Source organism: Actinomadura miaoliensis, assembly GCF_039536785.1.
In the GTDB taxonomy this organism is placed as follows: Bacteria; Actinomycetota; Actinomycetes; order Streptosporangiales; family Streptosporangiaceae; genus Spirillospora; species Spirillospora miaoliensis.
Map to the genome: position 1 here is coordinate 13,322 of NZ_BAAAZG010000052.1, position 22,975 is coordinate 36,296.

At 66.2% G+C, this 22,975-nt stretch carries 19 protein-coding genes; 4 read left to right on the plus strand and 15 right to left on the minus strand.

Annotation, left to right across the window (positions count from 1 at the left end):
• Nucleotides 1-325 precede the first annotated feature (325 nt).
• Genes ABD811_RS32890 through ABD811_RS32900 form a run of 3 tightly spaced genes read right to left on the minus strand, consistent with a single transcriptional unit; the run spans nucleotide 326 to nucleotide 4,906 of the window.
• A complete protein-coding gene (locus ABD811_RS32890; RefSeq protein ID WP_344955589.1) occupies nucleotides 326-922 on the minus strand; it encodes a hypothetical protein in 597 nt (198 codons plus the stop codon).
• Between the two features lie 3 nt (nucleotides 923-925).
• On the minus strand, nucleotides 926-2,599 hold the full coding sequence (locus ABD811_RS32895; protein WP_344955590.1) for a DEAD/DEAH box helicase: 1,674 nt from the start codon (nucleotides 2,597-2,599) through the stop codon (nucleotides 926-928).
• Nucleotides 2,600-4,906: an ATP-binding protein gene (locus tag ABD811_RS32900; RefSeq protein WP_344955592.1), complete on the minus strand. Its 2,307-nt coding sequence runs from the start codon at nucleotides 4,904-4,906 to the stop codon at nucleotides 2,600-2,602. It lies immediately after the preceding gene.
• A gap of 377 nt (nucleotides 4,907-5,283) precedes the next feature.
• Here ABD811_RS32900 and ABD811_RS32905 point away from each other — a divergent pair, with 377 nt between their 5' ends.
• Both ABD811_RS32905 and ABD811_RS32910 read left to right on the plus strand, forming a co-directional pair.
• Nucleotides 5,284-6,555, plus strand: coding sequence for a DNA cytosine methyltransferase (locus ABD811_RS32905; RefSeq protein ID WP_344955594.1), 1,272 nt, complete (start codon nucleotides 5,284-5,286; stop codon nucleotides 6,553-6,555).
• A gap of 347 nt (nucleotides 6,556-6,902) precedes the next feature.
• A complete protein-coding gene (locus ABD811_RS32910; protein WP_344955968.1) occupies nucleotides 6,903-7,328 on the plus strand; it encodes a very short patch repair endonuclease in 426 nt (141 codons plus the stop codon).
• 89 nt (nucleotides 7,329-7,417) lie between these two features.
• Here ABD811_RS32910 and ABD811_RS32915 read toward each other — a convergent pair whose 3' ends face one another.
• Nucleotides 7,418-8,164, minus strand: a complete 747-nt coding sequence (locus ABD811_RS32915; RefSeq protein WP_344955595.1) for an Eco29kI family restriction endonuclease — start codon at nucleotides 8,162-8,164, stop codon at nucleotides 7,418-7,420.
• 732 nt (nucleotides 8,165-8,896) lie between these two features.
• Nucleotides 8,897-9,655: an ATP-binding protein gene (locus tag ABD811_RS32920; RefSeq protein ID WP_344955597.1), complete on the minus strand. Its 759-nt coding sequence runs from the start codon at nucleotides 9,653-9,655 to the stop codon at nucleotides 8,897-8,899.
• 183 nt (nucleotides 9,656-9,838) lie between these two features.
• On the opposite strand from ABD811_RS32920, the gene ABD811_RS32925 reads away from it, so the two are divergent.
• The gene (locus tag ABD811_RS32925; RefSeq protein WP_344955599.1) at nucleotides 9,839-10,219 is read left to right on the plus strand and encodes a hypothetical protein; all 381 of its coding nucleotides are present in this window, start codon (nucleotides 9,839-9,841) and stop codon (nucleotides 10,217-10,219) included.
• A gap of 1,065 nt (nucleotides 10,220-11,284) precedes the next feature.
• A complete protein-coding gene (locus ABD811_RS32930; protein WP_344955601.1) occupies nucleotides 11,285-11,992 on the plus strand; it encodes a hypothetical protein in 708 nt (235 codons plus the stop codon).
• Nucleotides 11,993-12,396: 404 nt separating this feature from the next.
• Here the strand turns inward: ABD811_RS32930 and ABD811_RS32935 are convergent, their stop codons facing one another.
• The 10 genes from ABD811_RS32935 to ABD811_RS32980 form a co-directional block, all read right to left on the minus strand.
• Nucleotides 12,397-12,810 carry a hypothetical protein gene (locus ABD811_RS32935; protein ID WP_344955602.1) on the minus strand — a complete coding sequence of 138 codons (414 nt, stop codon included), beginning with the start codon at nucleotides 12,808-12,810 and terminating at the stop codon, nucleotides 12,397-12,399.
• A gap of 763 nt (nucleotides 12,811-13,573) precedes the next feature.
• Nucleotides 13,574-15,304, minus strand: coding sequence for an amidohydrolase (locus tag ABD811_RS32940; RefSeq protein WP_344955604.1), 1,731 nt, complete (start codon nucleotides 15,302-15,304; stop codon nucleotides 13,574-13,576).
• Nucleotides 15,305-15,417: 113 nt separating this feature from the next.
• Nucleotides 15,418-16,770, minus strand: coding sequence for an MFS transporter (locus ABD811_RS32945; protein WP_344955606.1), 1,353 nt, complete (start codon nucleotides 16,768-16,770; stop codon nucleotides 15,418-15,420).
• A 262-nt stretch (nucleotides 16,771-17,032) separates the two neighbouring features.
• Entirely contained in the window at nucleotides 17,033-17,566 is a 534-nt protein-coding gene (locus ABD811_RS32950; protein ID WP_344955608.1) for a flavin reductase family protein, read from the minus strand.
• Between the two features lie 16 nt (nucleotides 17,567-17,582).
• Nucleotides 17,583-17,927: a cupin domain-containing protein gene (locus tag ABD811_RS32955; protein WP_344955610.1), complete on the minus strand. Its 345-nt coding sequence runs from the start codon at nucleotides 17,925-17,927 to the stop codon at nucleotides 17,583-17,585.
• Nucleotides 17,928-17,942: 15 nt separating this feature from the next.
• The gene (locus tag ABD811_RS32960) at nucleotides 17,943-19,397 is read right to left on the minus strand and encodes a 4-hydroxyphenylacetate 3-hydroxylase family protein (RefSeq protein WP_344955612.1); all 1,455 of its coding nucleotides are present in this window, start codon (nucleotides 19,395-19,397) and stop codon (nucleotides 17,943-17,945) included.
• Nucleotides 19,397-20,080 carry a DUF2848 family protein gene (locus ABD811_RS32965; protein WP_344955614.1) on the minus strand — a complete coding sequence of 228 codons (684 nt, stop codon included), beginning with the start codon at nucleotides 20,078-20,080 and terminating at the stop codon, nucleotides 19,397-19,399. The genes ABD811_RS32960 and ABD811_RS32965 overlap by 1 nt, the downstream gene beginning before the upstream one ends.
• Nucleotides 20,077-20,889 carry a carbon-nitrogen family hydrolase gene (locus tag ABD811_RS32970; protein ID WP_344955615.1) on the minus strand — a complete coding sequence of 271 codons (813 nt, stop codon included), beginning with the start codon at nucleotides 20,887-20,889 and terminating at the stop codon, nucleotides 20,077-20,079. Before ABD811_RS32970 ends, ABD811_RS32965 begins: the two co-directional genes overlap by 4 nt.
• The gene (locus ABD811_RS32975) at nucleotides 20,886-21,575 is read right to left on the minus strand and encodes a GntR family transcriptional regulator (protein ID WP_344955617.1); all 690 of its coding nucleotides are present in this window, start codon (nucleotides 21,573-21,575) and stop codon (nucleotides 20,886-20,888) included. Before ABD811_RS32975 ends, ABD811_RS32970 begins: the two co-directional genes overlap by 4 nt.
• A gap of 492 nt (nucleotides 21,576-22,067) precedes the next feature.
• Nucleotides 22,068-22,196, minus strand: coding sequence for a hypothetical protein (locus ABD811_RS32980; protein WP_344955619.1), 129 nt, complete (start codon nucleotides 22,194-22,196; stop codon nucleotides 22,068-22,070).
• Nucleotides 22,197-22,975: the final 779 nt, after the last annotated feature.

Below are 22,975 nucleotides of genomic sequence, written 5' to 3' on the forward strand. Positions count from 1 at the left end.
CTCGCCTCCTGGTGTCGACGTCTTAGCTCTAGGGGGCGGGACCCGATGAGTGATCAAACAAGACTGACCTGGGCAGACGGATTTTCCAAGGGGCAGGTGAACTCTCCGGGGCGAGCGCACCAAGCATGCGATCGCGCCGCTGCTATCAGTGACAGTCCACCCGAATGGGAGGATGACCATCTAGCCCGAAGGTTTGAAATCAGATACTCCGCCGGAGGGCATTCTCGGGCACATCCGCGAGGATCGCCGGAGTCTGGCGACGGTCGCACTTTCTATACAGAAAATAGAGTCGCCGCCTACTTCGCGCGATGCAATATTTAAGACGTTATTCGAGGTGGCGCTGAAGTTGACGATGGAGATACCGAATTTCGATACCGCAGTGTTCGGCAATGGCTACCTGAAGCCTCTTTTCTGCTTCGGATGCCACGATTCCGTCCTGTAGAGTGACGATGATCAGGGGCTTTGTGGGCATAGTGACCGCCTTGTTGATCGCTGCCCAGGTTAGATCTCGGAAGGTCTTCGGGCGGCCCCAACAGACGTACCGCTGGACGCCCGATCGCTCTGCTAGGCAGTGCGTCGGCTTCTCGCCAACGCTGCCTTCCACCACAGACCACGCGGCGCCGAGGGTTCGCTCGATGAGGTTTTCGGGGCCAGGGAAGCGACTGCGCGCGTACTTGGCCATGCTGCCAAGACCTTCCTGGGCCCTGGCGTACTCCTTCATGGGGGTGTCCTTGATCCAGGTGCCCATGCGGTGGTCGTCGAAGAAGGGGCGCAGGACGCCTCCGACTCGAGGATCCTCGATCCACTTGCGGTACTGGAGCTTCTTCTCTGTCTGGGTGAGGAGTTCCCAGTCGAGTTCGTCGGCCTGTCGATACAGTTCTGTGATCACTTCGTCACGGATCGCTTCGGGAAGCTCGGACAACAGTCACCAACCTCGAGTCGCTGAAGGGTCTGGGAATTGCAGACGGGCCTCATCGTAGGCGGTTTCCAAGTTGGCGGCATCCTTGATCCACTCATTCATAAGTGATCCGACGCGCTGGTCGGAGAACTCGATGCTAGACGAGGCGACTCCTTGGAGAGTCTCGACTTCATCGACCTCCAGTTCGCGTTTGATGTTCAGCGCTGCGGCGATGCGGCGGAGGTCGCTGACGAAGTCGAGAGCGATAACGCGTTCCTTGCCCTCACGGAGTCGAAGGCCCCGGCCAAGCTGTTGGACGAAGACGCGTCGGCTGTGGGTAACTCTCGCGAAGCAAAGGATGTTGACATCGGGGACGTCGACGCCCTCGTTCAGGATGTCGACGGCGGTCAGAATCGGAATGGCGCCGGAGCGGAAGGCCAGGAGTCGCGACTGGCGTTCTCGCTTGGGCAGTTTCGCGTGCACGGCCTGGGCGTCGGACCAACGGGGGTTCCGCTTAAGGAGGTCTGCTATGCGTTCGGCGTGTTCGACCGTTCTGCAGAAAATTAGGGCTCGTGGCTCGACGATGTTGCCCCAGACGGCTGCGAGTTCGTCCCTGATGGCCTCGTCCCGCTCCGGAAGGAAGAGCTTGGAGTTGAGTTCCGCGAGGCTATAGGAGTTCTTGCTGGCGTCTCGGACCACTTCCCAGTCGATGTTGTCGACGAACAGCCGGTAATCTACTTGGGCGAGGTACCCGTTACGCATTCCGTCTTCGATACCCAACTTGAAGACGGGCTCCCCGAAGCGGTGGGCGATGTTGTATTCATCGCCTCGCCACGGTGTCGCCGTCACTCCGAGTTGGCGAGAGTCAGCGAGCGCATTGAGCAACTCGCTGTATTGGCCGTCCTCGCCCACGTGATGAGCTTCGTCGATGACTACGAGACTCGGGCGATAACCTCGCTGGACCGCGTAGTAAGCGCTCGCCAGGGTGGCGCAGGTTACGCCATCGAGATCGTCTGGCCGTTCCTCTCCAGTAAGAAGGCGTGTCTTCACCATCTTGGGGAGGTGGCGCCACAATGCGCGTTCGAGTTGGTCGACTAGGTCCTTGGTATGGGCTACCACCAGGACCTGATCGCAGGGGAAGCGCTCAAGGTGGTCGTTGATGACCTCTCCGCTGACTACGGTCTTGCCAAGTCCCGTAGCTAGCACGAGCAGGGCGCGACCCGTTCGTTCTAGCCTTCGATTGATTGCATTTCGGGCTTCCTCCTGGTAGGTCCTGAGGACTACCTCGGTGAACTTCTCGTCTACCTGCGCAAACACCCTCTCCAGCGTGGATCCTGACCAAAGGTTAATCTTCGGCGCCAGGAGAGCTAGTTGGTCGGTGCGCTTGGTCGCGTCGACGCTAAACCGCATGTTGGTGACGACAGCCGCCTTGTCCGCTCGGTATTGATCGCGAGCTCGGGCGACCTCATCGACGGCTGCGGCATTGACGATTCCGCGCTTCTTCCACTTGCATTGGAGAACCCACGCCTGGCCTCTACGGCGGCCCAGCAGGTCGCCACCTCCATCGCCGGAGCCATCGATGTTCGCCACATCAGTGAACCCAAGGTGCCAGAGCAGCCGCTCTATCTGCCGAGGAAACTGGTTCGGTCCCAGGCTGAGGAGAAAGGCTGGTTCGAGGAATCCAGAGCCTGTGGTGTCCATCTATTCTGTGTCCGCTAGGTCGGCCTCGACCAATAGGCAGCTCAACTTCACGCGCTGTAGTTCGATGAAGCCAAGCCTCGGTTGATGCTCCTCCATGAGTGCGAGGTCACTCACGAATCCGACCAGTCGTGAGACGACTAGGACCCGGGAGTTGTCGTCGGTCAGCCCCACATAGGCACGTTTGAAAACCTTGCCATCCAGGAACGCCTCAGGCCGCTTTTCGATTAGACTCATAACAGCGTTGGCCGGCAGAAAGAATGCGAACTCGCCGGACTCCACCACGGTCTCCCACGTGGCATCGCCGCGTTCGAGTGCGAATCGCCGCTGAGCCAGCGCGCGTTCTCCCTCTTGGAGAAGTTCCCAGTAACCGGTCGGCGCACCCTTGATCTCCCGGTGCATGGCTTCTCGGATGCGGTCCAGCAGCCTGCCGGCCCTGCTGGCGAGGACATCCGGAGTGATCTTCTGATCGGTCGCGCGACTCTTGATATCGGCGAGCACCGCCGACAACGGCTTGGGGTCTCGGCCTCGAACTCGCATGAACTCGGCGAGTTCGACCATCGCTAGGTCACGCATGTCGACGCCGAAGCCGGTGAACAGGGGGTTGTTCACCGCGAGGAAGATTTCGACCGTCGGCGCCTTCAACATGTGGGTGAACGCGGGAACGAAGTTTCCTGCGGGGTCCTGGAGCCTGCGTTCTCTAACAGCCCACGCCACTAGTTCGACACCACCAAGGCCTGTGGCCTCGTATCTGCCGGAGAGGTCGACGATTTGGACTGCCTTGTCCCGATAACGGGCCAGCCTCTGGTCGAGAGTCTCGCCGGGAGGCGGCTCCGGGGCGCCTCCAGTGGGTGAGGCGTCCGGTTGTTCGTCGGCTTTCTCGTTGTCGTTATCTTCGAGCCCCATCTCTCCAAGGACATCGTCCGGGTCGTCGGCGGACTCCGGAACGATAGGATGATCATGACGGAAGGCCGCCTCATACCAGATTCGGTCTGTCTGGTACTCAGGGTCTCCTTCTCGGAATGCCCGAGCCCACTGGATGGCTTTCTCGAAGAGGGCCTGCTTGCCGTCGCCGGGAACCAGGTAGTTGAGACCCGGGTCCTCGCGTCGGAATCCGGTGAATAGCTTCGCGAGTGGACTGGTGTTCCTCGGCAATCCGAGATTCTTTGCGATCTTCTCTCGGATCGGGCTGTCACCTCTGACCGTGCGGACCACGGTGCGCCACTCCGGGCCATCGTATTCGAAGGCGTCCTTCTTGTAAGTGACGGGCACGTGATCACAGTGGATCTCCCCTACGAAGCGTCCCCGCTTGTGCCGGGAGTCCACAGGGTACTCGGGGTCGGGATCCTCGATGCCGTCCGGGTCCTCGAAGAAGAAGAGGCGCTTGTCGCGGATGAGGATTTTCCGGCCGTTACGCAGGAAGTCGATCCCGTAGTCGGTCTTGTGAAGGTATCGCTGTACACCGATCCATCCCCAGATCCTGCGAGCGCGCAGTTCGAGCCGTTCACCCTGGCAATCGTCGCAGCTTTCAACCCATTCGGGGTTCCAATGTCCGCAATCTTTGCATGCCTTCGCGGGAGCGAGCGGCTGGTCGATCTTTATGATCGCGGGGATCTTCACGCCGTTCCGGGTCACCGTGCGTGACTCGTCCCAAACGCATGGCAGGCGAGGAGGCACCTTTTTCCCGTTCACCGTGATCAGGAAGTCACGTTCCCGGAGAAGGTAGCTGTAGACGTCTCCCAGGCGCTCACGGATCTTGGCGTCCTGCTTGGACAGCGCGTCCCACTGGTCCCGCTTGAGGTCGCTGATGATTATCAGGGTGCCGTGCTCGTCCGGGTGGTCCTTGGGTTCGTAGCGGACAGGGACCTCGTAGTCGTCGCCGCGCCCCAACTGGACCAGGTCCAGGGTTAGGACGATCCAGGAGGGATCTCCCGCGCGTGTCGTCTTGATGGTTGTCCTTCGCCCCAGCCGGGCGGTCGCCACGTTGAACCCCATGCCGTACAGGCCTAGGGAGCCGTAGCGGTTGTTGCTGGTCCAGCCGGCTCGGACCGCGTTACTCAACGTCTCGAGATTCATACCGCGGCCGTTATCGCGAACCCATACCTCGGCGGTGCGGACGTCGCTGTTGCGGCCCGGCAGCGAGATGCTGACGGTCGGGCGTTCCGATCCGATCGTGTCACGCTGGGCGAGGAAGTCGTCGAAGGAGTTGTCGATCAGTTCGGCGAGACACTGCCACTGGGTGAACTCGATGTCGCCCAGCACGGACAGGATCCGCCCGTGTGGCCTGACGTTGATGTTGGGAACTGACACGGACGTCTCCAGATGAGTTGCGCGCGATGCCCCTGCGTGGTGGTCTCCTGACCGCTGGATGAGCGTAGCCGTCTAGGGCGACAGCTCCAAAGGCGCTGATCTCTGTCGCTGGTCTCGGAAGCGCGCCATCGTCGCCACGGCGTTGGTCTCGGCCCTCGTCACGGCGAGGCGCCTCGCGGTACGGGGTGTGGATGTCGGCCGGACGGCGCTCTCATCGTGTCCTGAGGGCGGCCCGGGCCTGGGACCGCTACTCCCTGGGCGAACGGGGTCCGACGTCAGGGCGGCGAGCGGCCTGGCGATCTCTCGCGCCGCCGAGTATTTGAAAACGCTCTTGGAAGAAGTGTGCGCGGTCAGCAACTCCGCGGTACGCTTTCGCCATGCTTGAGCAGTGGCGAAGAGTAGGACAGGACCGCACCGCGGTCGAGTTGTTCGCGGGCGGGGGTGGGCTAGCCATGGCGGTCCACCGCGCGGGGTTCAGGCCGTTGCTGTTCAACGAGTTCGCCAAACGGGCGTGTGAGACCCTACTCGCGAACGGGGCGACGGCCGTGGAGGAGGGACAGATCCCCCCTATCCCGGAGCCCGGAGAGCCCTGCCCGCTTCGAGAGGGGGACATCCGGAAGGTCGACTTCGACTACTTGAAGGGACGCGTGGACGTCCTCGCCGGAGGCCCTCCGTGCCAGCCGTTCAGCCTGGGTGGCGTCGCCAAGGGGGACGAGGACGAGCGGAACATGTTCCCGGAGATGTTCCGCGCCATCCGGGAGATCGAGCCCAAGGCGGTCATCTGCGAGAATGTTCGTGGGCTCCTGCGCCCCTCGTTCAGGCCCTACTTCGACTACATTCTTCGCGAGCTTGCGCTGCCGTTCGAGCAGCGGGATGAGAGCGTGACGTGGCAGGAACACGACGCTGTCCTGCGACGTGTCCTAGAGGAGGGGGCCACACGGCTCGACCGCCGCTACCGAGTGGTTATGACCGCAGTCAACGCCGCCGATTACGGGGTTCCTCAGATCAGGAATCGGATCATCGTCGTCGCGTTCCGGGAGGATCTGGGTGTCGACATCGACAGATTCAAGGAGCTCGTCAGGCCACGATACTCCGAGCACGCCCTCTTCCGATCCATGATCGATGGCTCGTATTGGGAGCGTCATCCGACCGTGCCTAAGGAGGTGCGTGACCGGGTGATGGCGAGGATCCCTGCGGAACTCCCCGTACCGGACGAGACGCTTCCATGGCGCACCTTGCGCGACGCGATCGCCGGCATCGATGGCCAGAAGCCGCTGCCTCCGATCCCGCCGCAGTACCTCGATCGCAAGGAACGCAATCTCGGAGGCTTCTCCGACCACATTGGCTGGCCCAACGCCCGAATCTATCCTGGCCACACCCCCAATGAGCTCGACCGCCCGGCCAAGACAGTCAAGGCCGGTGTCCATGGTGTGCCAGGAGGTGAGTCTGTTGTACTCCTCGATGACGGATCTCATCGCTACATGTCCGTCCGAGAGACCGCCCGCGTCATGACCTTTCCGGACGATTGGAGACTCGAGGGCCCTCGCGGCGAGAAGATGCGCCAACTCGGCAACGCCGTTCCCGTCCTGCTCGGCGAGGTCTTCGCCAAGGCTGTCGCGCGCGTGCTTGACGAGGCGGAGGAAAAGTGACTGACTCCGCAAGTGGCGCCGAAGGCAGGCGCTGGAAGGAAAGACCGCCTCCAGACAAAGCGTGGAGGTGTCGGCCTGGGCGGAGTAGGGCCGCTAGCGCCGCAGAGCAGGATCGTGCCGCTGGGGGACGAGAACGGCGTTTGGTCGACCTTGGTGACGGTCGCGTCGCGCGTGCGTCGGTCGAGCTGAAACTCTTCGATAAACGTCGAAGGATCCATGCTTACCTGAGGTGGTCGGACAAGGGAAAGACCCGAAACAGGTACCTTGGTGAGGTCGACCGAGACACCCGCGCCGAGAACTTGGCGGAAGGATGGAGGCTAGCCGCGGCACGAGGCCTGTTGCGAGAGGTGCCAGAGGCGAAGTCCTGGGCGAGTTCTCCGGCGGTTCGCTCCGTCATGAAGGCGAACCGTGGTCGCGATACCAGGCCGGAACTCGCCCTTCGATCGGCGGTTCACGCTCTCGGGCTTCGTTATCGCGTCGATCGGCGCCCTATCTCGCAGCTTCGCCGCCGCGCTGACCTGGTATTCACCTCGGCTAAGGTCGCGGTCTTCTCTGATGGGTGCTATTGGCACGGCTGCCCGGATCATCATCGACCTGCGAAGCGGAACAATGAGTTCTGGAGTGAAAAGATCAGGACAAACCAAGCCAGGGATCGTGAGACCGACAGGGCCCTCTCGGACGAGGGCTGGGTCGTGATCAGGGTCTGGGAACACGAGGACCCTCGAGCCGCCGCCGAACGCATAGCTGAAGTGGTGCGTTCGAGGAGAACTTAGGGCTGACGAGACTTTGATCTGCGCATTCGTTCCCCTCCCCTCGGCGAGACCTGCGGGGATGTCGAAGGGAGGGGGATAGGACGGTCCCCTTAGGACTGTTCGGCCTGGATGCGGTCGAGATCTTCCTCGGTTAGTTGGCCTTCGAACAGTGCGCGGATTCGCTCCCTCGAGATCTCGGGGGGAACCAGGCTCGGCTTCGGCATGTTCCCTGGGTGTGACCACCAACGTCCAGGGTGGAGTTCGTCCCACGGGGGACGCTTCCCTGTCCTACGGCGATCCGCGCCGGGGTCATGGTTCCCGAATCCATCCACGACGCTGTTCCACACGGGACGGTAGTGCCTGATCATCACTCGCTCGGCTAGGGAAACGAACACCTCGATGGCGACGAGATGGCGAACCATGAAGTCAGCGACTTCAAGATCGCACGCTTGTTCGATAGAGGATCGATGGTCCTTGAGTCGATCCCAGAGGGCGGTGGAGTTCTCGCTGTCCTCCGCGCCGCCTTTGCGTGTTCCTTTTGGTCGTGCCTGCCCTACGTAGATGGGTTTTTTGCACTCTTCGGAACTGATAGGGGCGTACAGCTCATGAGGGCCTTTGTAGTACAGTGCGTAGATTCCGCTGCCATACATCGGTGGCACGTTCTCCAGTGGCTCGGGCTCGCGCGCCAGTAGCTCCATCTCGACGCTACGCCCCAAGTTGTCGAGGTCCAGGGGATTGTACGCGGTGAAGCGTCGCGCTGCGTTGAACCAGGCCTTTTTCTTGCGGGGTTCCTTAGGTCTGGTGGGGGGTTCTTCCCGCTGTTCGTCGGGCGTGGTGAACAACGGATCAGCCGGCAAGGTTTCCTCCGAATGGCGTATCCTAGGTCGTCAGGCGAATAGGTCGCGTAGACGGTGGTGCGAAGCCCGTCGGTAACCCGTCGCCCGCTACGTGTGCTTGATGCATCGTTCGACGCCGTGGTGTTCGATCAGCCGAGGTCCGAGCGTGATCAGACTTCAGCCTAGTGGGTGATGCAGAGCGGACGTATCGCGTCTGGCGAAGCGTTATCGAAAGCGGAGGAACGCCGACCAAGCGCCCACGCTCAAGCGGGGCCTGACCACCAGGTGGCGTACGAGTTGGCGCTGGTCACAGACGCGGCATCGTGACACCACCGCCGGATCCATCCAGATGCTGACCAATCCAAGGAGGTGAACGCGAGGGCCGAGGGCCCCAGTGTGGCCCCTGGAACTGGCCTGCCGAGCACATCGAGCGTGTGAGTAGGATCTTCTGGGGGCGGTGGTCAAGACGATGGCCGAGCGCTGATGAAGCGGGGGCCGATGCGTTTGCGGGACTGTTACGGCGAACGCAGCAGCGAGCGGGTCAACCGCCTCAACTTGTACTCGGAGAGAGACGGGACATCCAGCAAGGAAGGATCGAGCTGGTCTGGCGCGTGGTGATGGGGGATTCGTGGTTGCGGTCTCTATGGGGCGAGCCGGAAGGGGCACCCGGTCGGATGAGAATGCGACCGGGCTCCCCTCGGCAGTGGGCTGGTTGTGCGGCGCTGTCGGCGAGAGCGTGGACGGCCGGTGAGCTCAACGCGGGCCTGGTGCGCGGGCCGCGGTGTGTTGTTCGTGGTAGTGCAGGACGGCTTCGGTGACCGACTCCAGGTCGAAGAACGGGCGGCGGATGCGGTCGGCGTCGCCTGGCTTGAAGGCGACGGCTTGGGGCTCTATCCACACGTTCAGGTCCGGTGGGACGCGGAGTAGGTAGACGCCGTTGAGACCGCCATTGAGATCGAGGGGTATGTCGCGCGCTGTGAGGAAGCTGGCCAGCCGGCGAGTCGCCTGAGCGGGGGTGACGTCGGCCGCGTAGGGCCTGAGCCAGTTGGATGGGAGGGCCAGCGCGCAGTGGACGGCCTTGCCCGGTGTCGGTGACGGGGCGAGGCGGGCGCGGGTGAGGTGGACGTCCCAGCCCTCCGTCACCGCAGAGACGATCGTGAGGCCGTTGCCGTGCTCCTCGAAGGCGTCGCTGTCCTTGCGGCCGTTCTTCCATCGGCGGCAGGCGTCGAAGACCGACACGACGAGTTGCGGCTTCGGGCACATGCGCGCGTGCGTCCACACCTCCATGGTCATTCCCGACTGGGGCGACCCTCCGTAGGCGGCGTGGATGTAGGCGTTGGTCGCCAGTTCGCTAACGGCGAGTGCGGCTGCGTCGACCAGGTCCCCGGGCAGGCCCGACGAGACCAACGTGGAGGTGAGCAGCGACCTCGCCATTCCCGCGAAAGCCGCGTTGGCGGGGAGCTGCCAGGCGTGGGTACCTCCATTCTGGAGGGGGTGGGTGGTGCCCGTCATCACGGGCGCCTCCCCGTGGAGAATCCGACGGTGCCTGCCGGCCTCGGCTTGTGGGGGGCTGTGCGGCGGAAGTAGGCGGCGCAGGAATGTTACGAGCATCGTGCGGCGGCGTGGCCTCTCGTGGCGTCCGCGGGTGGGTGTCGGCTGAGTCCTGCGGGCGTGCGGCGATTGTTGAGGGCCTGGTTGCGGTCGGTGCTGGGGCTTGGGGAGCTGCCGCCGGGTGGGTGGTGGCTGGACGGCCTGGCGGGAGGCGGCGTCGATTTGCCGGCTCAGCTCGGCCGGGTGCGCGGCGCTGATCAGGCGGTGTTGTCCGCTTCGGTCCAGTGTCAGCGCCCGGTACTCGCCAGTGAAGTCGCCGTACCAGCTCGGCGTCTGGGGGAAGCGCTGCCGGAGCTTGGCCACTTCCTGGTCGGGGTCCAGAACGGTCACGGCCCATGGGGGTGTGGCCGCTACGACACCCATGAGACGCCTCCGCGCGAGGACGCGGCGTGCCGCGAAATCCTGCGGGTGGCGACAGGCTCCGCCGGGCTGGCGCAGCTCTTCGTAGGATTGCCCATGGATTGAAGCTCCAGAGTTCGATCAAGGTCCCGGCCGGTGAAGCCGCACCGCGTCCGGGACCGCCCGCCTTGGAGACCAGCGACTCGTCGAAGACTGCTGGCTTCGAAAAGGGGCGCCTTTGTCGTCTGTCGCCTTCGCTCCGACTCTGGATTAGGCCTGGCAGAACCAAGCGATCTCCGCGTTTCTGTGCGCAGGGAGGCGAAGTAAGGAGTCGCCCCTGACGCCTTGGTGGTCGGGGTGGCAGCTCGGGCAGGGTGGACGGAGCGGTGAGTCGGGTTTGACGGGTGGCAGCCGAGCTGCTGCGGGTCAAGCGGTTGGCTGAGGAACAAGCGCCACGTTGCGCAAGGCGTACAGGCTTTCGCTGGACGGCGCGTTGGTCGGCCCGGCCGCGGGAGTTCTTTCCAGGGGAAGACAGCACGGCATCGGGCTGCTCGGTCCGGCTTCTATGACGCCTTCGATGCCGTTCAGCGCCTGGCCGCCGAGGCCGAGTGCCGAGGGGCCGCCACGCGTGGGTGACCCTTAAGCGCCAGGCATTCCGGGCGGTGGGGCCGAGCCTCAGCAGCGGTGCGTAGAGGGTCACCCGACCAACTGAGCGCGCTCGCCTTGGCGTTCGGCTGTTCTGGCCGGCCTCGGCAGGATGTTGCGGATGCGCTGGTGCGGATGCTGGGAAGACTCGGGCTGAGTACACCGCTGCCGGGGACGCCGTTGGGTGACTGGGGGACTGCCACCTGGCCGATACTGCGTTTGGGGCGCGCCTGACCAGGCTCGAAGTTGGAGCGGTGACGGTGTACCCGTGTGGTCGTTTGTGGCTACATCTGGGGTTGCAAGGGGGCTGGGGAGGGTTACGGCCGGAGCCGGATGCCGGGGTGATCATGGGCGGGAGAGGGTCGGCTCATGCGAATCCTCACTGTTTCCGCTCTCACTGTCTCTCTGCTGGCCACTGGTACCGCGGTCGCGGAGGCTCGGACGGTGCATGCCGCCGTGCCGCAGGCTCGGTTCTCTGCGATCACCGTTGCGCCTGGTGGGTTCACGGCCCCGGCCGTCGTGCCACAGGACGCCACGTCGTTCCGGGTGACCACGACCGATCCCGACGGCGCCTACATTGGGCTGATCGGGCTGCGGGAGGGGGTGTCGCTCCAGCGCTACCTGGCGGATCTGGAGCAGGCCTACGACGACACCGACCGCGAGGCGGCCATGGCCGGATCGCGGGCCGTCGAGCGTGACGCGGTGATGTACGGCGGCGCGGCGGTGCTGCCCGATGTTCCCGTCACCTTCACTCCCAGGCTGCGGCCCGGCACGTACTACCTGATCGACTTCAAGGACGTCGGCTCTCCCGGCCTGGCGGACAAGGTGCGCAAGCTGCGCGTCGTAGGCGGGCACGGTGCTGCGGCCGCGCCCCGGGCCGAGGCGGAGATCGTGCAGGTGCAGACGGTGGACGGCCCCCGCTTCCGCGCCCCTGCACAGTTGCGGGCCGGCGCCGCGGTGCGGGTGACCAACCATTCCCGTCAGTTCAATGAGGCGATCTTCATGCCCGTGCCCGAGGGGACGACCCGTGCGCAGGTCGGTGCCTTCTTCGCCGCCGTGCAGGGCGGGCCGGCGGCCCCCTACCCGTTCATCGGCGGTCCTGTGGGGATGGTGCCGTTGTCGCCGGGCCGTTCCACGGTCATCTCCGCCGCGCTGCGTCCGGGCACGTACGCGCTGGTGACCTGGATGACCGACTACCGCACGGGTCGCATGCACGCGGCCCAGGGCATGCACGAGATCATCACCGTGAAGTGATCTGAGGCGGTGGAAGAGCAGGGCCTTGTGGCCGTCGTCCGTGTCATTCGAAGGTCATGGGTTCGCCGCGCTTGAAGCGGCGATATTGCGTGCGGGTAGTGGGCCAGCGGCATCAGTGGTCACACCGTCAGCTGGCCCTTGATTGGGTCGACGACCAAGACACGTTCGGTGCTCGGCTTGGGCAGGGCTGGGGGAGCGCGCAGTGAACGGCCTTGCCCGGCGTCGGTGACGGGGCGAGGCGGGCGCGGCTGAGGTGGACGTCCCTGCCTTCCGTCACCGCAGAGACGATCGTGAGGCCGTTGCTGTGCTCCTCGAACGCGTCGCCGTCCTTACGGCCGTTCTTGCACAAGCCGTCTCGTCGAGGGCGCGGTGTCAGGCGGTGGCGGTGGTCTCCGTGCGCTGGCTCAGGTCGTCTTTGGTGGCTGGCTGATTGCTTTGGTGACGGCGTCCCACTCGTCGGGACGTGACATCCAGCGGTTGACCGGGAGTTTCTTGCGTCTGCCGTCTGCCTGGACCAGGACGATTCGTCGTCCCTCCACGATGAGGGTGTCGGCGCCCGTCGGCTGAAAGGAGCGGCGGGTGCCGATCGGGGCGATTACCTCCAACGTTCGGGTGTGGGGGGTGTAGGTGAAGTACGTGCGGGTCAGGAGGAGTGCGCCGAGCACGATGAACAGCGCACCGAGCACCAGGTTGACAAGACCGGGGGCCAGTAGCCCCAGCACGAAGTTGACCACGCCGATGACGAGGAACAACCACGCGACGGGCGGGTTGTACCGGACCTGCAGGGTGGTACGGGGAGGATGGAGGGGATCGGCCACGATCGGGTCCTTTCGTCGCCGCCCATGATTGTGCACTCGGCCCGCGCGGTGGCGGTGGCGCTGGTGGCCGGTTGCGGTCGCCTGCGCGACGCAAATCGAGCACGGCGGCGGTTTGAAAGAGGCACCGCCGCCCCAGCGTCGACGTTTCACGTTGTGGTCGGCATACGGCGCGAGGGCGAGATGGTCACACCGGCAGTGACTGCGTCGAGGTCGCCGATGGGAGATGCCTGATCACGACTCGAAAGACCCGTCGGTTCTTATGACCTTCACGCGAATGGCTTGGCGGTTGGTCTGCCGGGTGTGCGGCGGCGAGTTTGATCCCTGATGTGAGGGTGGCCGCATCTGGTCTCTCTCGGCCCTCTGCGCGAGCATGGCTGTGGACGAGCTGCTGTGGGGCTTGTTGTGATTCGACGTGGGGTCGACTGCCTGGCAGGGGGCGGTTAGCCGGGTGTGAGGGATGCGTGAGTCGCGGGGCGGCGGCGCGGTAGTCGCCGGGTGGGGGTTGGAGGGGGCGCGAGCTATGGGGTTCGCGAGGAAGGGCGTAGCGGCAGGCGGTGTGGCTGCTGATGAGGTGGTGGAAGAAACGACAGGTTGGGGGCCTGCTTGTCCTCGGTGAGGTCTGTCCCTGCCTGTGGGGGCCGTAGGGCGGCGGAGGGGTACGCGACGCGTGGGCGTCTCCGCCGCCCTGTTCATTCGGCTCGGGTTCGTTGGCGGCAACTGCGGTTGCGGCTGAGGGATTCGTCGCCGCAGTTACCGGTCCCTGCTACTCGAAGGACGGGGCGCGGTAGGTTTCCTTGCCCTCGAACAGCGTCAGCACCACCTTCTTTTCGCTTATCTGGGTGACCGGAGTCGCGAAGAGGTTCTTCTCGATCACGACGAGGTCCGCCTTTTTGCCCACCTCGATCGATCCTCGTTCGTTCTCCGCGAAGATCATGTGCGCGCCGTTGATGGTGTAGCTGGTGATCATTTCGGGCAGGGTCGCACGCTCCTTCGGCCAGGCGGCTCGATCCAGGTCCTCCTCGCGCGTCGTGGTGGGGTCCAGCCTGGTGATGCCGACCTCGATGCCGGTGAGGGGGTACATGTCCTGTTCGAATGTGTCGCTCGAGGGAAAGTCGCTCGACGAGACGACCGGGATGCCGGCGGTCAGGTAGCTCTTGAAGCGGTTGAGGTTGTTCAGCTTGTTCCGCGGGACATCGTCGTACCAGTCCTTGCCGAACCACGGCGGCTGCGGAACCGGAATCACCCCGAGTCGTTGGAACCTCTTCACGTCCTCCTGTTTCACCCAGTCGGCATGGGTCACGACATGGCGGGAGTCTCGCTTCCCGTTCTTCTTGGCGGCGTACTCGAAAGCGTCCAGGGCATTGCTCGACGGATAGAATTCCGGGTTCCCGATGGCGTGGACGTAGACGCGGAATCCTTCCTTGTCGAGTGCGGCGACGGTCTGCTCCAGGACCCGCTGGTCCCATACCAGCTGACCGGCGCCGACCCCGTCGGCGAAGATCTTGATGGTGTCGATCTTGTAGCGCTCGCCCTGGTACTTGTCGCGCAGCGCGACGAGGTCGTCGACCTGCTCGGTCCCCAGGTTCTCGTCGGCCCAGAGCCCGAGATCGAACCGGACGGTCAGTTCGCCGGCGTCGTCCATCGCCTCGAACGCCTTCAGGAGGTTGACCGTCGGGTAGTGCACCGGGACGAACGTCGAGGTGATGCCGTCCGCGGCGGCGGTCTGCTGCCACTTCTCGATGGTCTGCCGGTACTGGTCCACCGTGAAGTCCGGCTGCGGGAGGGCGTTGATGATCAGGTTCTGTGCCGAGAACTCGTGGACGATCCCGTTGGGCTCACCGGTCTTCTCGTCCCGTTCGATGATGCCGCCGGGCGGGTTCTTCGTGTCCTTGGTGATGCCGGCGAGCTCGAGAGCCTTCGAGTTGACCAGCAGGCTGTGGTGCCCGTTGGAGATGATCACCACGGGGATGTCGGGCACCACCGCGTCGAGAAGCTCCCTGGGCATCACGCCGGCCGCCTTGGCGTCGCTCGCGGCGCTGTCCCACCCGACGCCCCGCAACTGCTTGGCGTCCGGGTTCTGCGCGCGCCACTTCCGGATCGCGTCCTGTCGCTTCGCCACCGTGTCATGGGGGTTCAGGCTCAGCCAGAACAGGCTTTCGGCCATCAGGTAGGCGTGGTTGTGGCCGTCGACGAAGCCGGGCGTCATCATCTTGCCGTGGAGGTCGATCACCTTGGTGTTCAAGCCGGTGAACGCCGCGGCGCCTCGGTTCGAGCCGACGTAGACGATCTTGCCGTTCTTGACGGCGACGGCCTGGGCCCAGCTCCTGCGCTTGTCGACCGTATAGATCTGGCCGTTCCGCAGGACCATGTCCGCCACCCGGGCCGATGCGGACGGTGAAGCGTCGGCGGCACCGGCCGTGGCGGCGCCGACGCCGGCGAGCAACGAGCTCGCGAGTACCGACGTCAGGACGAGTGACCTGGACTTTCTGACCATGGCGCACCTTTCGATCATCGGGGGGAGAGTGGTGTGCCGGCAGTGCGCGCCGTGAGATTGATGTACGAGGGCACGCGGGTGCCGGGAGCTGTTCGCCTCGGCGAGGAGGCCTTCTAGCTCTGCGGCGACGGCTCGGGATTGTTCGGCACGTCGACGTTGGCCAGGTCGATGGTGCGCGTCTCCTTGGCGATCAGTGTGGCGACCAGGGAGATGGCGCCCATGGCGGCGAGGTAGGCGCCGATGGCGTAACCGGTGCCGAACCGGCTGTAGAGGGCGACCGCGATGATGGGCGCCAGCGAGCCGGCGAGCACGGACGCGAGGTTGTACGCCAGCGAGATGCCGGAGTAGCGGATCTCGGTGGGGAAGAGTTCGGAGAAGAAGGCGCCGATGACCGCGCTGAAGGCGGCGAAGATCAGCAGTCCGCCGGCGACGGCCGCGATGATGGCGCCGGTGTTCCTGGTGTCGAGCAGGGCGAAGAAGGCGAAGCCCCAGATGATGGTGGCGACGGAGGCGGCGAGGTAGATGGGGCGGCGTCCCACGCGGTCGGCCATGACGGCGAACAGCGGGATGGTGACCACGGCGATGCCCTGGCCGATCATGACCGCGGTGAGCCCGATGGACTTGTCGAGGTCGAGCATCTCGGTGACGTAGGTGATCACCAGCAGGGAGTAGATGTAGAAGCCGGCGTTCTCACCGAAGCGGGTGGCGGCGGCCAGCACGACCTGGCGCCAGTGGTGGCGGACGACCACTCCCACCGGCAGCCGCGGCGGCCTGCCGGACTGAGCCGCCTCCGCCTGCTTCCAGAGCGGGGTCTCGGCGACGTACAGCCGCAGCCACAGGCCGATGATCACGAGCAGTGCGGAGAGCGCGAAGGCGATGCGCCAGCCCCAGTCCAGGAAGGCGTCTTCGGACATGACCGCGCCGAGCAGGGCCAGGACGCCGGCCGCCAGGAGGTTCCCCAGGGGCGGCCCGACGTTGGGCCAGGATGCCCAGAACGCCCGGCGGGTCCGGTCACCGTGCTCGGACACCAGGAGGACCGCGCCGCCCCACTCGCCACCCAGGGCGAATCCCTGGACCAGCCGCAGCAGGACCAGGAGGGCGGGGGCGGCCGCGCCGAGCACGGAGTACGGGGGGAGCAGCGCGATGAGGAACGTGGCGGCCCCCATCAGCAGCAGGCTGGCGATGAGGGTGGCGCGCCGTCCCCTGCGGTCGCCGTAGTGGCCGAGAACGGCCGCGCCGACGGGGCGGGCGACGAACCCGACCGCGTAGGTCGCGAACGCCAGCATCGTGCCCACCAGGGGATCGGCCTTGGGGAAGAAGAGCTGGTTGAACACCAGTGCGGAGGCGGTGCCGTAGAGGAAGAAGTCGTACCACTCCACGGCGGTGCCGGCGAGGCTGGAGCCCGCGATGAGCGGCAGGCTGGTATGCGCCGTGCGCTTGCTAGGTTGGACAGCGGTGTCGGTCATGTCGACCTCCTGGGGTCGAGTCCGAGCGCGTTGGTGGAGACGAGGCTCTGGGTGGGAGAGCGTGGATCGGTACCTGTCGGCCCCGGCGGCTGTGGGCGCAGCCGCCGGGGCCTTTAGGGCCGGGGGAGATCGATCGTGTCGGTGGCCTAGGCCGGTGGCCTTGGGCGTGGCCGCCTCGGCCGCCTCGGCTCGTGGCCTGGACGGCACTCGGCGGTGCGGGGCATGACCTGGTCGGCCACGAACGGGGCTGGGCGTGCGGAGGCTAGAAGGTCCAGTGGACGGGTTCGTGTCCGCGGTCGACGATGTCGCTGAACCTGCCCGCGAGGAATCCGAGGGGTTCGCCCTCGCGCTCGCAGATGCTGCGGACCTGTCCGATGACGACGACGTGGTCGCCGGCGACGAAGTGCCGTTCCACCTCGCATTCCAGGTGGGCGAAGGCGTCCGGGATCACCGGCACCTCATGCCGCTCGTAGGTCACTTCGAGCCCGGCGAAGTGGTCCTCCCCTCGCCGGGCGAAGCGCAGGGCGAGCTGCTCCTGGCGGGCGGAGAGGATGCTGACCGCGAACCGTCCGGCCCGGGTGACCGCGTCGGTGCTGCGCGCGCCGATGGTCAGGCACACCAGCAACAGCGGCGGGTCGAGCGAGACCGAGGTCAGCGAGTTGACCGTCATGCCGTGCGGCGTGCCGTCGACACTGGTGGTGACCACGGCCACGCCGGTGGCGAAGCGCCCCATGGCGCGGCGCATGGTCAGCGGGTCGATGGCGGCGTTCGCGGTGGCGAGGTCGGTGGAAGGCATGCGGCCTCCAGGGTGATCAGGCGCGGTAGCGCACTTCGAACGTCAACACGCCTTCGTCGGTGCGCCAGGGGCCGTGCGGCATGCCCGGCGGACGGCAGGCGTACATGCCCTTGGTGAAGGTCTTGCCGAGGGTGAGGTCGGTGAAGGAGCCTTCGAGGATGTAGACCTCCTCCCAGAAGTCGTGCTTCTGCACGCCCATCGGGGTGGAGTCGGCTCCCGGCTCGTAGCGCAGGATGCGGGTGGCGACGCCGGTGTCGGGGTCCGCCGCGAGGATCCGTTCGAGGATCTTCGGGTCGTCGCCCGGGCAGATGGTGAAGTCCACGTCGGTGACCGGGAAGAATTCCCGCTCGGGCTTGCTCATGGTGCTCCTCGGGGGTCAGGCGCGGTCGGCGATGTCGTAGCCGGCGAGGAAGGACTCGACGGCGGCCACGGGCTGGTCGAAGCCGTAGTTGCGGAAGGCGTAGCCCTTCACGACGAACGGCGCGCCGGCGTAGAAGAGTTCGTACTGGTGATGGCGTCCGGCGAACTCGCTGCCGATGGCGTCCCAGGCGAGCTTGAACAGCTTCACGCGTTCCTCGGCGGGGGCGTTCGGGCTGTAGATGTAGCGGTCGATGTCGGCACGGGTCTCCGGGTTCGTCATGTCGGCGACGCTGGACGGAACCTGCAGGACGCCGCCGCCGACGAGATCCCGCAGGATCGCCAGGACGCGGGGATAGAGTTCGGACTGCAGGCCCATCGCCCCGTAGAGGGCTCGCGCGCCGGGGCGCCACAGGCCCTGCTCGTCCGGGGCGGCGGTGTATTCGGCGGCCAGCACCGCGGACTCGACGAGGGAGACGAGGCCGGCCAGTTCACCGAGCTTCTCCACCACGCCGGGGAACTTGTCCACGCCGTTCACCATGGCCACCTTGCGGGCCAGTCCGGCCAGGAACTGCAGCTTGACCGAGAAGCGGATCTGCGCCTGCCAGTTCCCCAACGCGTGGGCGCCGGTGTCGAAGAACTGCCGCCGCAGGCCGGCGACGTCCCGGTAGACGAACACCCGCTCCCACGGTACGAACACGTCGTCGAACACCAGCAGGGCGTCGGTCTCGTCGAACCGGGTGGTCAGCGGATAGTCGTAGCCGCTGGTCGCCGCGGGCGCGTACGGGCGGCGGCAGTACAGCTTGAGCCCTTCGGCGGCGACCGGCACGGCGAAGCTGATCGCGAAGTCGGTGTCCTCGGGCGTCAACGGCTTGATGCACGACACGAAGATCTCGTCGGCGACCGCGCCGCCCGTGGCCAGCATCTGCGCGCCGCGCACGACGATGCCGTCCGGGCGCTCCTCGGCCACACCGGCCTGGACCAGCTCGCCGTCCCACGCGTGCGCGGTGGTGGCCCGCGAGACCTGCGGCGGGATGATCGCGTAGGACACGTAGAGGTCCTCCTCGACGATCCGCCGCTGGTAGGCCGCGACGTTGGCGGCGAAGTCGTGATCGCCAGCGGCGAAGGCCTCGGGGTGCGCCGCGAACGCGGCCAGGAACGCGCCGACGTGATCGGGGCTGCGCCCCACCCAGCCGTGCGTGTGGCGCGCCCACGTGGTGGCCGCCTCGCGGAACGCGGTCAGGTCCGCTCGGCTGCGCGGGATCGTGAACAGGCGGTTCACGGTCGCGCCGGTGTCGGGGTCCGTACAGGTCAGGCCGGACGCCGGGTCGGCGGCGATGTCGAACAGCTCGGCGATCGTACGCGCGATGGGCGCGAACGCCGGATGGTGGGCCACATCCTGCACGGCTTCACCGTCGAGATAGACGCGGCGGGCGTCCTTCAAGGAGGTCAGGTAATCGGATCCGGTTCGCATCACAAGTTCCTCTGCTTGGTCTCGTAGACGTGGGTCAGGGCTTCTCCTCCAGGCAGTTCCAGGCGCATCTGCCAGTGGGTCCCATGGACGAAGGTCCCGCCGAGGAGCGGCAGCGTGCCGCAGAACAGGACCACGCTCGGCGGAACGGCACCGATCACGTCGCTCATCTGTTCCAGCAACTCGGCGGGATGCCGCAGGACGGACACACTGCCTTGCTGGTACGGCGCCTCGTCCACGGTGCAACCGGCGACCAACGCGTCCCAGTCCAGCGAGGAAAGGTCGGGGCCGAGTTCGACGACGGTGTTCCCGATCGGCTTCGGGCAGGCGGCCTTCGACTCGGCGACGCCCGTGCGCTCCAGCTCACGGTCGGTGTGGTCGGACCCCACCCCGAGGAAGTGGCGCCCGCCCGTACGGATGATCACCGGCTCCACCTCCCCCGAGGTCGACGCGCCGTCGACCTCGACCACCGGCTCGGTGGTCAGCAGGGCGGTGTCGAGATCGTAGAAGGCCGGCACGCTCAGCGGACGCGGTACCCCGATCGCCTCCAGCTCGGTGATGTGGGCCTCGACGGCCGCCACGTCGCGCGCGGTGTACCCCGCGACGATCAGCTTGTCCGGAACGACCGTGAGTCGTTCGCCGGAACCGGCGACGTGCACGGTCACCGGCGCGGGACGGTCGGTCATGATCTCCTCACCTCTCGGCTCTGCCCGGCGTGCGGCCACCGGCGGTCGGCCAGCACCGGGAACTCGGCGCGCACCTTTCCGACCACGGCCGGGTCGATCTCGCAGAAGGTGACGCCCTCCGCGGTGTCCGCCTCGGCGAGGACGGTTCCCCACGGGTCGACGACGCGGCTGTGCCCGCCGAGCACGACGCCACCGTGCTGGACACCGACCGCGTTGCACGCGATCAGCAGCACCTGTTCTTCGACGGCACGGCAGGTGGTGAAGAGGCGCCAGTGCTCACGCCGTGCCTCCGGCCATGCCGCCGGCACCACCACCGTCTGCGCGCCCCGGTCGACCAGGTCCCGCCACAACTCTGGAAACCGCAGGTCGTAGCACGTGGTGGCACCCAGGGGGCCGAACGGGGTCGCGCACACGTCCAGCGTGTCACCGGGTGTCAGCAGCTCCGCCTCCCGCGAGGCGTACCCGAACACGTGCACCTTGCGATAGGTGTGCGCGATCTGGCCGTCCGGCGCGATCAGCACCGCGGTGTTGAACAGCCGGCCGGTGTCATCCCGTTCCACGATGCTGCCCGCGTGGACGTATGCGTCCAGGTCCCTGGCCCACTCGCGGGCAGCGGTCACCGTCGGGCCGGCCAGTGTCTCGGACCGCTCGGTGTAGCGGTCGAACGCGAAGTATCCGGCCGCCCACAGCTCCGGCAGCACCACCAGGTCGGCGCCCCGAGCCTGGGCCACCATCGCGCCCACCCGTTCCCGGCGCTCGGCCGGCGGCTCCTCCGGGGGACTGGCCACCTGTACCAGCGCGACCCTCATGACAGGCCCACCACGGAATGCTCTGTACCGTTCCAACCGGAGACATCGGGTAGGTGCAGAGCCGCCATCGTGCTGGACAAATGCGCGGTCAGCGCGGCACCGGCGGCCGTCGCCTCTCCGGTCCGCAGCGCGGCGACGATGGCGGCGTGCTCATCGAGGACGCCGCGGGCGCGGTCGTGCTCGTTGGCCACCGCGTGCAGGCCCATCCGGACCTGCCGTTCCCGCAACGACTCGTAGAACTCGGCGAGCACCGGATTGCCGGCCCGACGCACGATCGCCCGGTGGAACGCCCGGTCCAGCTCAATGAAGGTGACCGGATCGCCGATCATCCGCTCCTGTTCGGCCAGCAACGACTCCAACTCGCTGATGAGGCCGGTACTCGCGGGTGTGACCTGCCGGACGCACCAGTCCTCGACCAGTTCGCGCGCCTGCATCACCGCACGAACCTCGTCGTCCGTGATCGGCGGTACAAAGACGCCCTTCTTCGGCACGATCTGCAGGAAGCCCTCGGCCTCCAGCCGCAGCAGTGCCTCGCGCACCGGAGTCCGCGACGTGCCGGTCTCCCGTGCCACCTCCGCCTCGCTCAGGAACATGCCCACATGCCGCGGTGAACGCGCGATGTGCTGCTTGAGCCACCGGTACGCCACATCCTGAGCAGAACCTCCGTCATCTCGTAGACCGCTCATAGGAAGCTTGTATACATGACGCCGACAAGGCTGACAAGAGGTCACTTACCGCGTCCCACCACCACCGTGTGGCGCTCGAACACTGAGTTCCAGGGCACTGTCTGGGAGGCGGTGGGCGAGGCGCTGATCAGCTTGGAGCTCAGAGCGATGCGGTCACCGTGGTGCGGCGCCTGCGCGTTGAGCGCGGCCCTCCAGCCCGTGCCGCTCACGCCCGCAGCGGCTGCCGGATGACCAGCTAACCTGCGCGTCCGCCCGTTACCCCACCGAGCAGGCGGCGTGTACACCGACATCACCGCCGACTCCCCGACGGCCAGACCCCCGCACCGACGACCCCGCGGGCAAGGTGGACGCGGTGGACGTGGACAAGGTGCTGCCCTGGCAGAACCGCGGCGACGGCGGACCGAGCAGGAAACGGGCCATCGCCAGGTAGAGCAGCTTGATCGCGGCCTGCTCGGAGGGGAAGCGCCCGGGCGGCCTGGCGGAACCGCGTGTTCAGACTCCCAGCGGGTGCACGCTCTCCAACGGCCAGGCTCGCCAGGTCTCCATCTCCTTCGTGCGGGGGACCAACTCCACCGCGGCGATCTTCGGCAGGGTGGAGCTGCCGAGCAGTGACGCGCCCATGGTCGGCGGAGCCGCCGGGGGCGCCGGTGCGGCCGTCGTGGGCGAGGGTGCTCTGCGGGCCGGTGGCGGTCGGGGCGGGCTGCGCGGGGGCGCCGGGCTGGAACGCGTCGGTCTCGGTGCTGCCGGCCTCCAGGTCGCGCAGCTGTCCCTCCAGGTAGACCTTGAGGGCGGCTGTGGTACTCGCGCTCGAAGGCGCGCAGGTTGTCCACCCCGCGTTCGAGCACGACCTTGGCGGTGACCTGGGAAACGGTGGTGAGCCGTCGTCCGGATGGGCCGACCGCATTGGCAGGGTGGCGCAAGGTTGGCTGAGGCGCCGGCTGTGACTGCGTCCGGGTAATTCGTACGCGACGCGTGATCCAGAAGTTGGAGGACGCGGTTGAGCCTTGTCGCTTTCAGGTGAATGGCTTCGCAGCGGCGCCCGCCGGGAATGCGGTGGCGGCTCTCATTTCTGATCGAGGATTGTGGGATGGCCGCATCTGGCCTCTTTCGGCTCTCTGCGCGAGCCCGGCCGTGGACGAGGGCGCTGGTGTGGGGGCTGTGATCGTGTCTGTGGTTCGACAAGAGTCGTCGGTTGCTTGGGTGGAGTGCCTGGCAGGGGGCGGTTAGCCGGGTGCCGGCGGTGATGCTTGAGCCGTAGCCGCGGTGAGTTGGCCGTCGCTGGCAGAGCTTGGTGGGGGCGCGGACTATTGGGGTTTCGGGAGGAAGTGCGTAGCAGTTGAGGGTGGGCGTCTCTACACTCCCGCTTCGTGTATGGTCATCCGCCGCCACCCCCGCCGCCT

What these genes read in the sequence shown, in the direction of transcription:
- ABD811_RS32950 (WP_344955608.1), bottom strand. Translation starts at nt 17,566, where the DNA reads ATGCCTTCCACCGACCTCGCCACCGCGAACGCCGCCATCGACCCGCTG.
- ABD811_RS32960 (WP_344955612.1), bottom strand. Translation starts at nt 19,397, where the DNA reads ATGCGAACCGGATCCGATTACCTGACCTCCTTGAAGGACGCCCGCCGC.
- ABD811_RS32970 (WP_344955615.1), bottom strand. Translation starts at nt 20,889, where the DNA reads ATGAGGGTCGCGCTGGTACAGGTGGCCAGTCCCCCGGAGGAGCCGCCG.
- ABD811_RS32980 (WP_344955619.1), bottom strand. Translation starts at nt 22,196, where the DNA reads ATGGGCGCGTCACTGCTCGGCAGCTCCACCCTGCCGAAGATCGCCGCG.
- ABD811_RS32955 (WP_344955610.1), bottom strand. Translation starts at nt 17,927, where the DNA reads ATGAGCAAGCCCGAGCGGGAATTCTTCCCGGTCACCGACGTGGACTTC.
- ABD811_RS32965 (WP_344955614.1), bottom strand. Translation starts at nt 20,080, where the DNA reads ATGACCGACCGTCCCGCGCCGGTGACCGTGCACGTCGCCGGTTCCGGC.
- ABD811_RS32945 (WP_344955606.1), bottom strand. Translation starts at nt 16,770, where the DNA reads ATGACCGACACCGCTGTCCAACCTAGCAAGCGCACGGCGCATACCAGC.
- ABD811_RS32905 (WP_344955594.1), top strand. Translation starts at nt 5,284, where the DNA reads ATGCTTGAGCAGTGGCGAAGAGTAGGACAGGACCGCACCGCGGTCGAG.
- ABD811_RS32975 (WP_344955617.1), bottom strand. Translation starts at nt 21,575, where the DNA reads ATGAGCGGTCTACGAGATGACGGAGGTTCTGCTCAGGATGTGGCGTAC.
- ABD811_RS32920 (WP_344955597.1), bottom strand. Translation starts at nt 9,655, where the DNA reads ATGACGGGCACCACCCACCCCCTCCAGAATGGAGGTACCCACGCCTGG.
- ABD811_RS32940 (WP_344955604.1), bottom strand. Translation starts at nt 15,304, where the DNA reads ATGGTCAGAAAGTCCAGGTCACTCGTCCTGACGTCGGTACTCGCGAGC.
- ABD811_RS32895 (WP_344955590.1), bottom strand. Translation starts at nt 2,599, where the DNA reads ATGGACACCACAGGCTCTGGATTCCTCGAACCAGCCTTTCTCCTCAGC.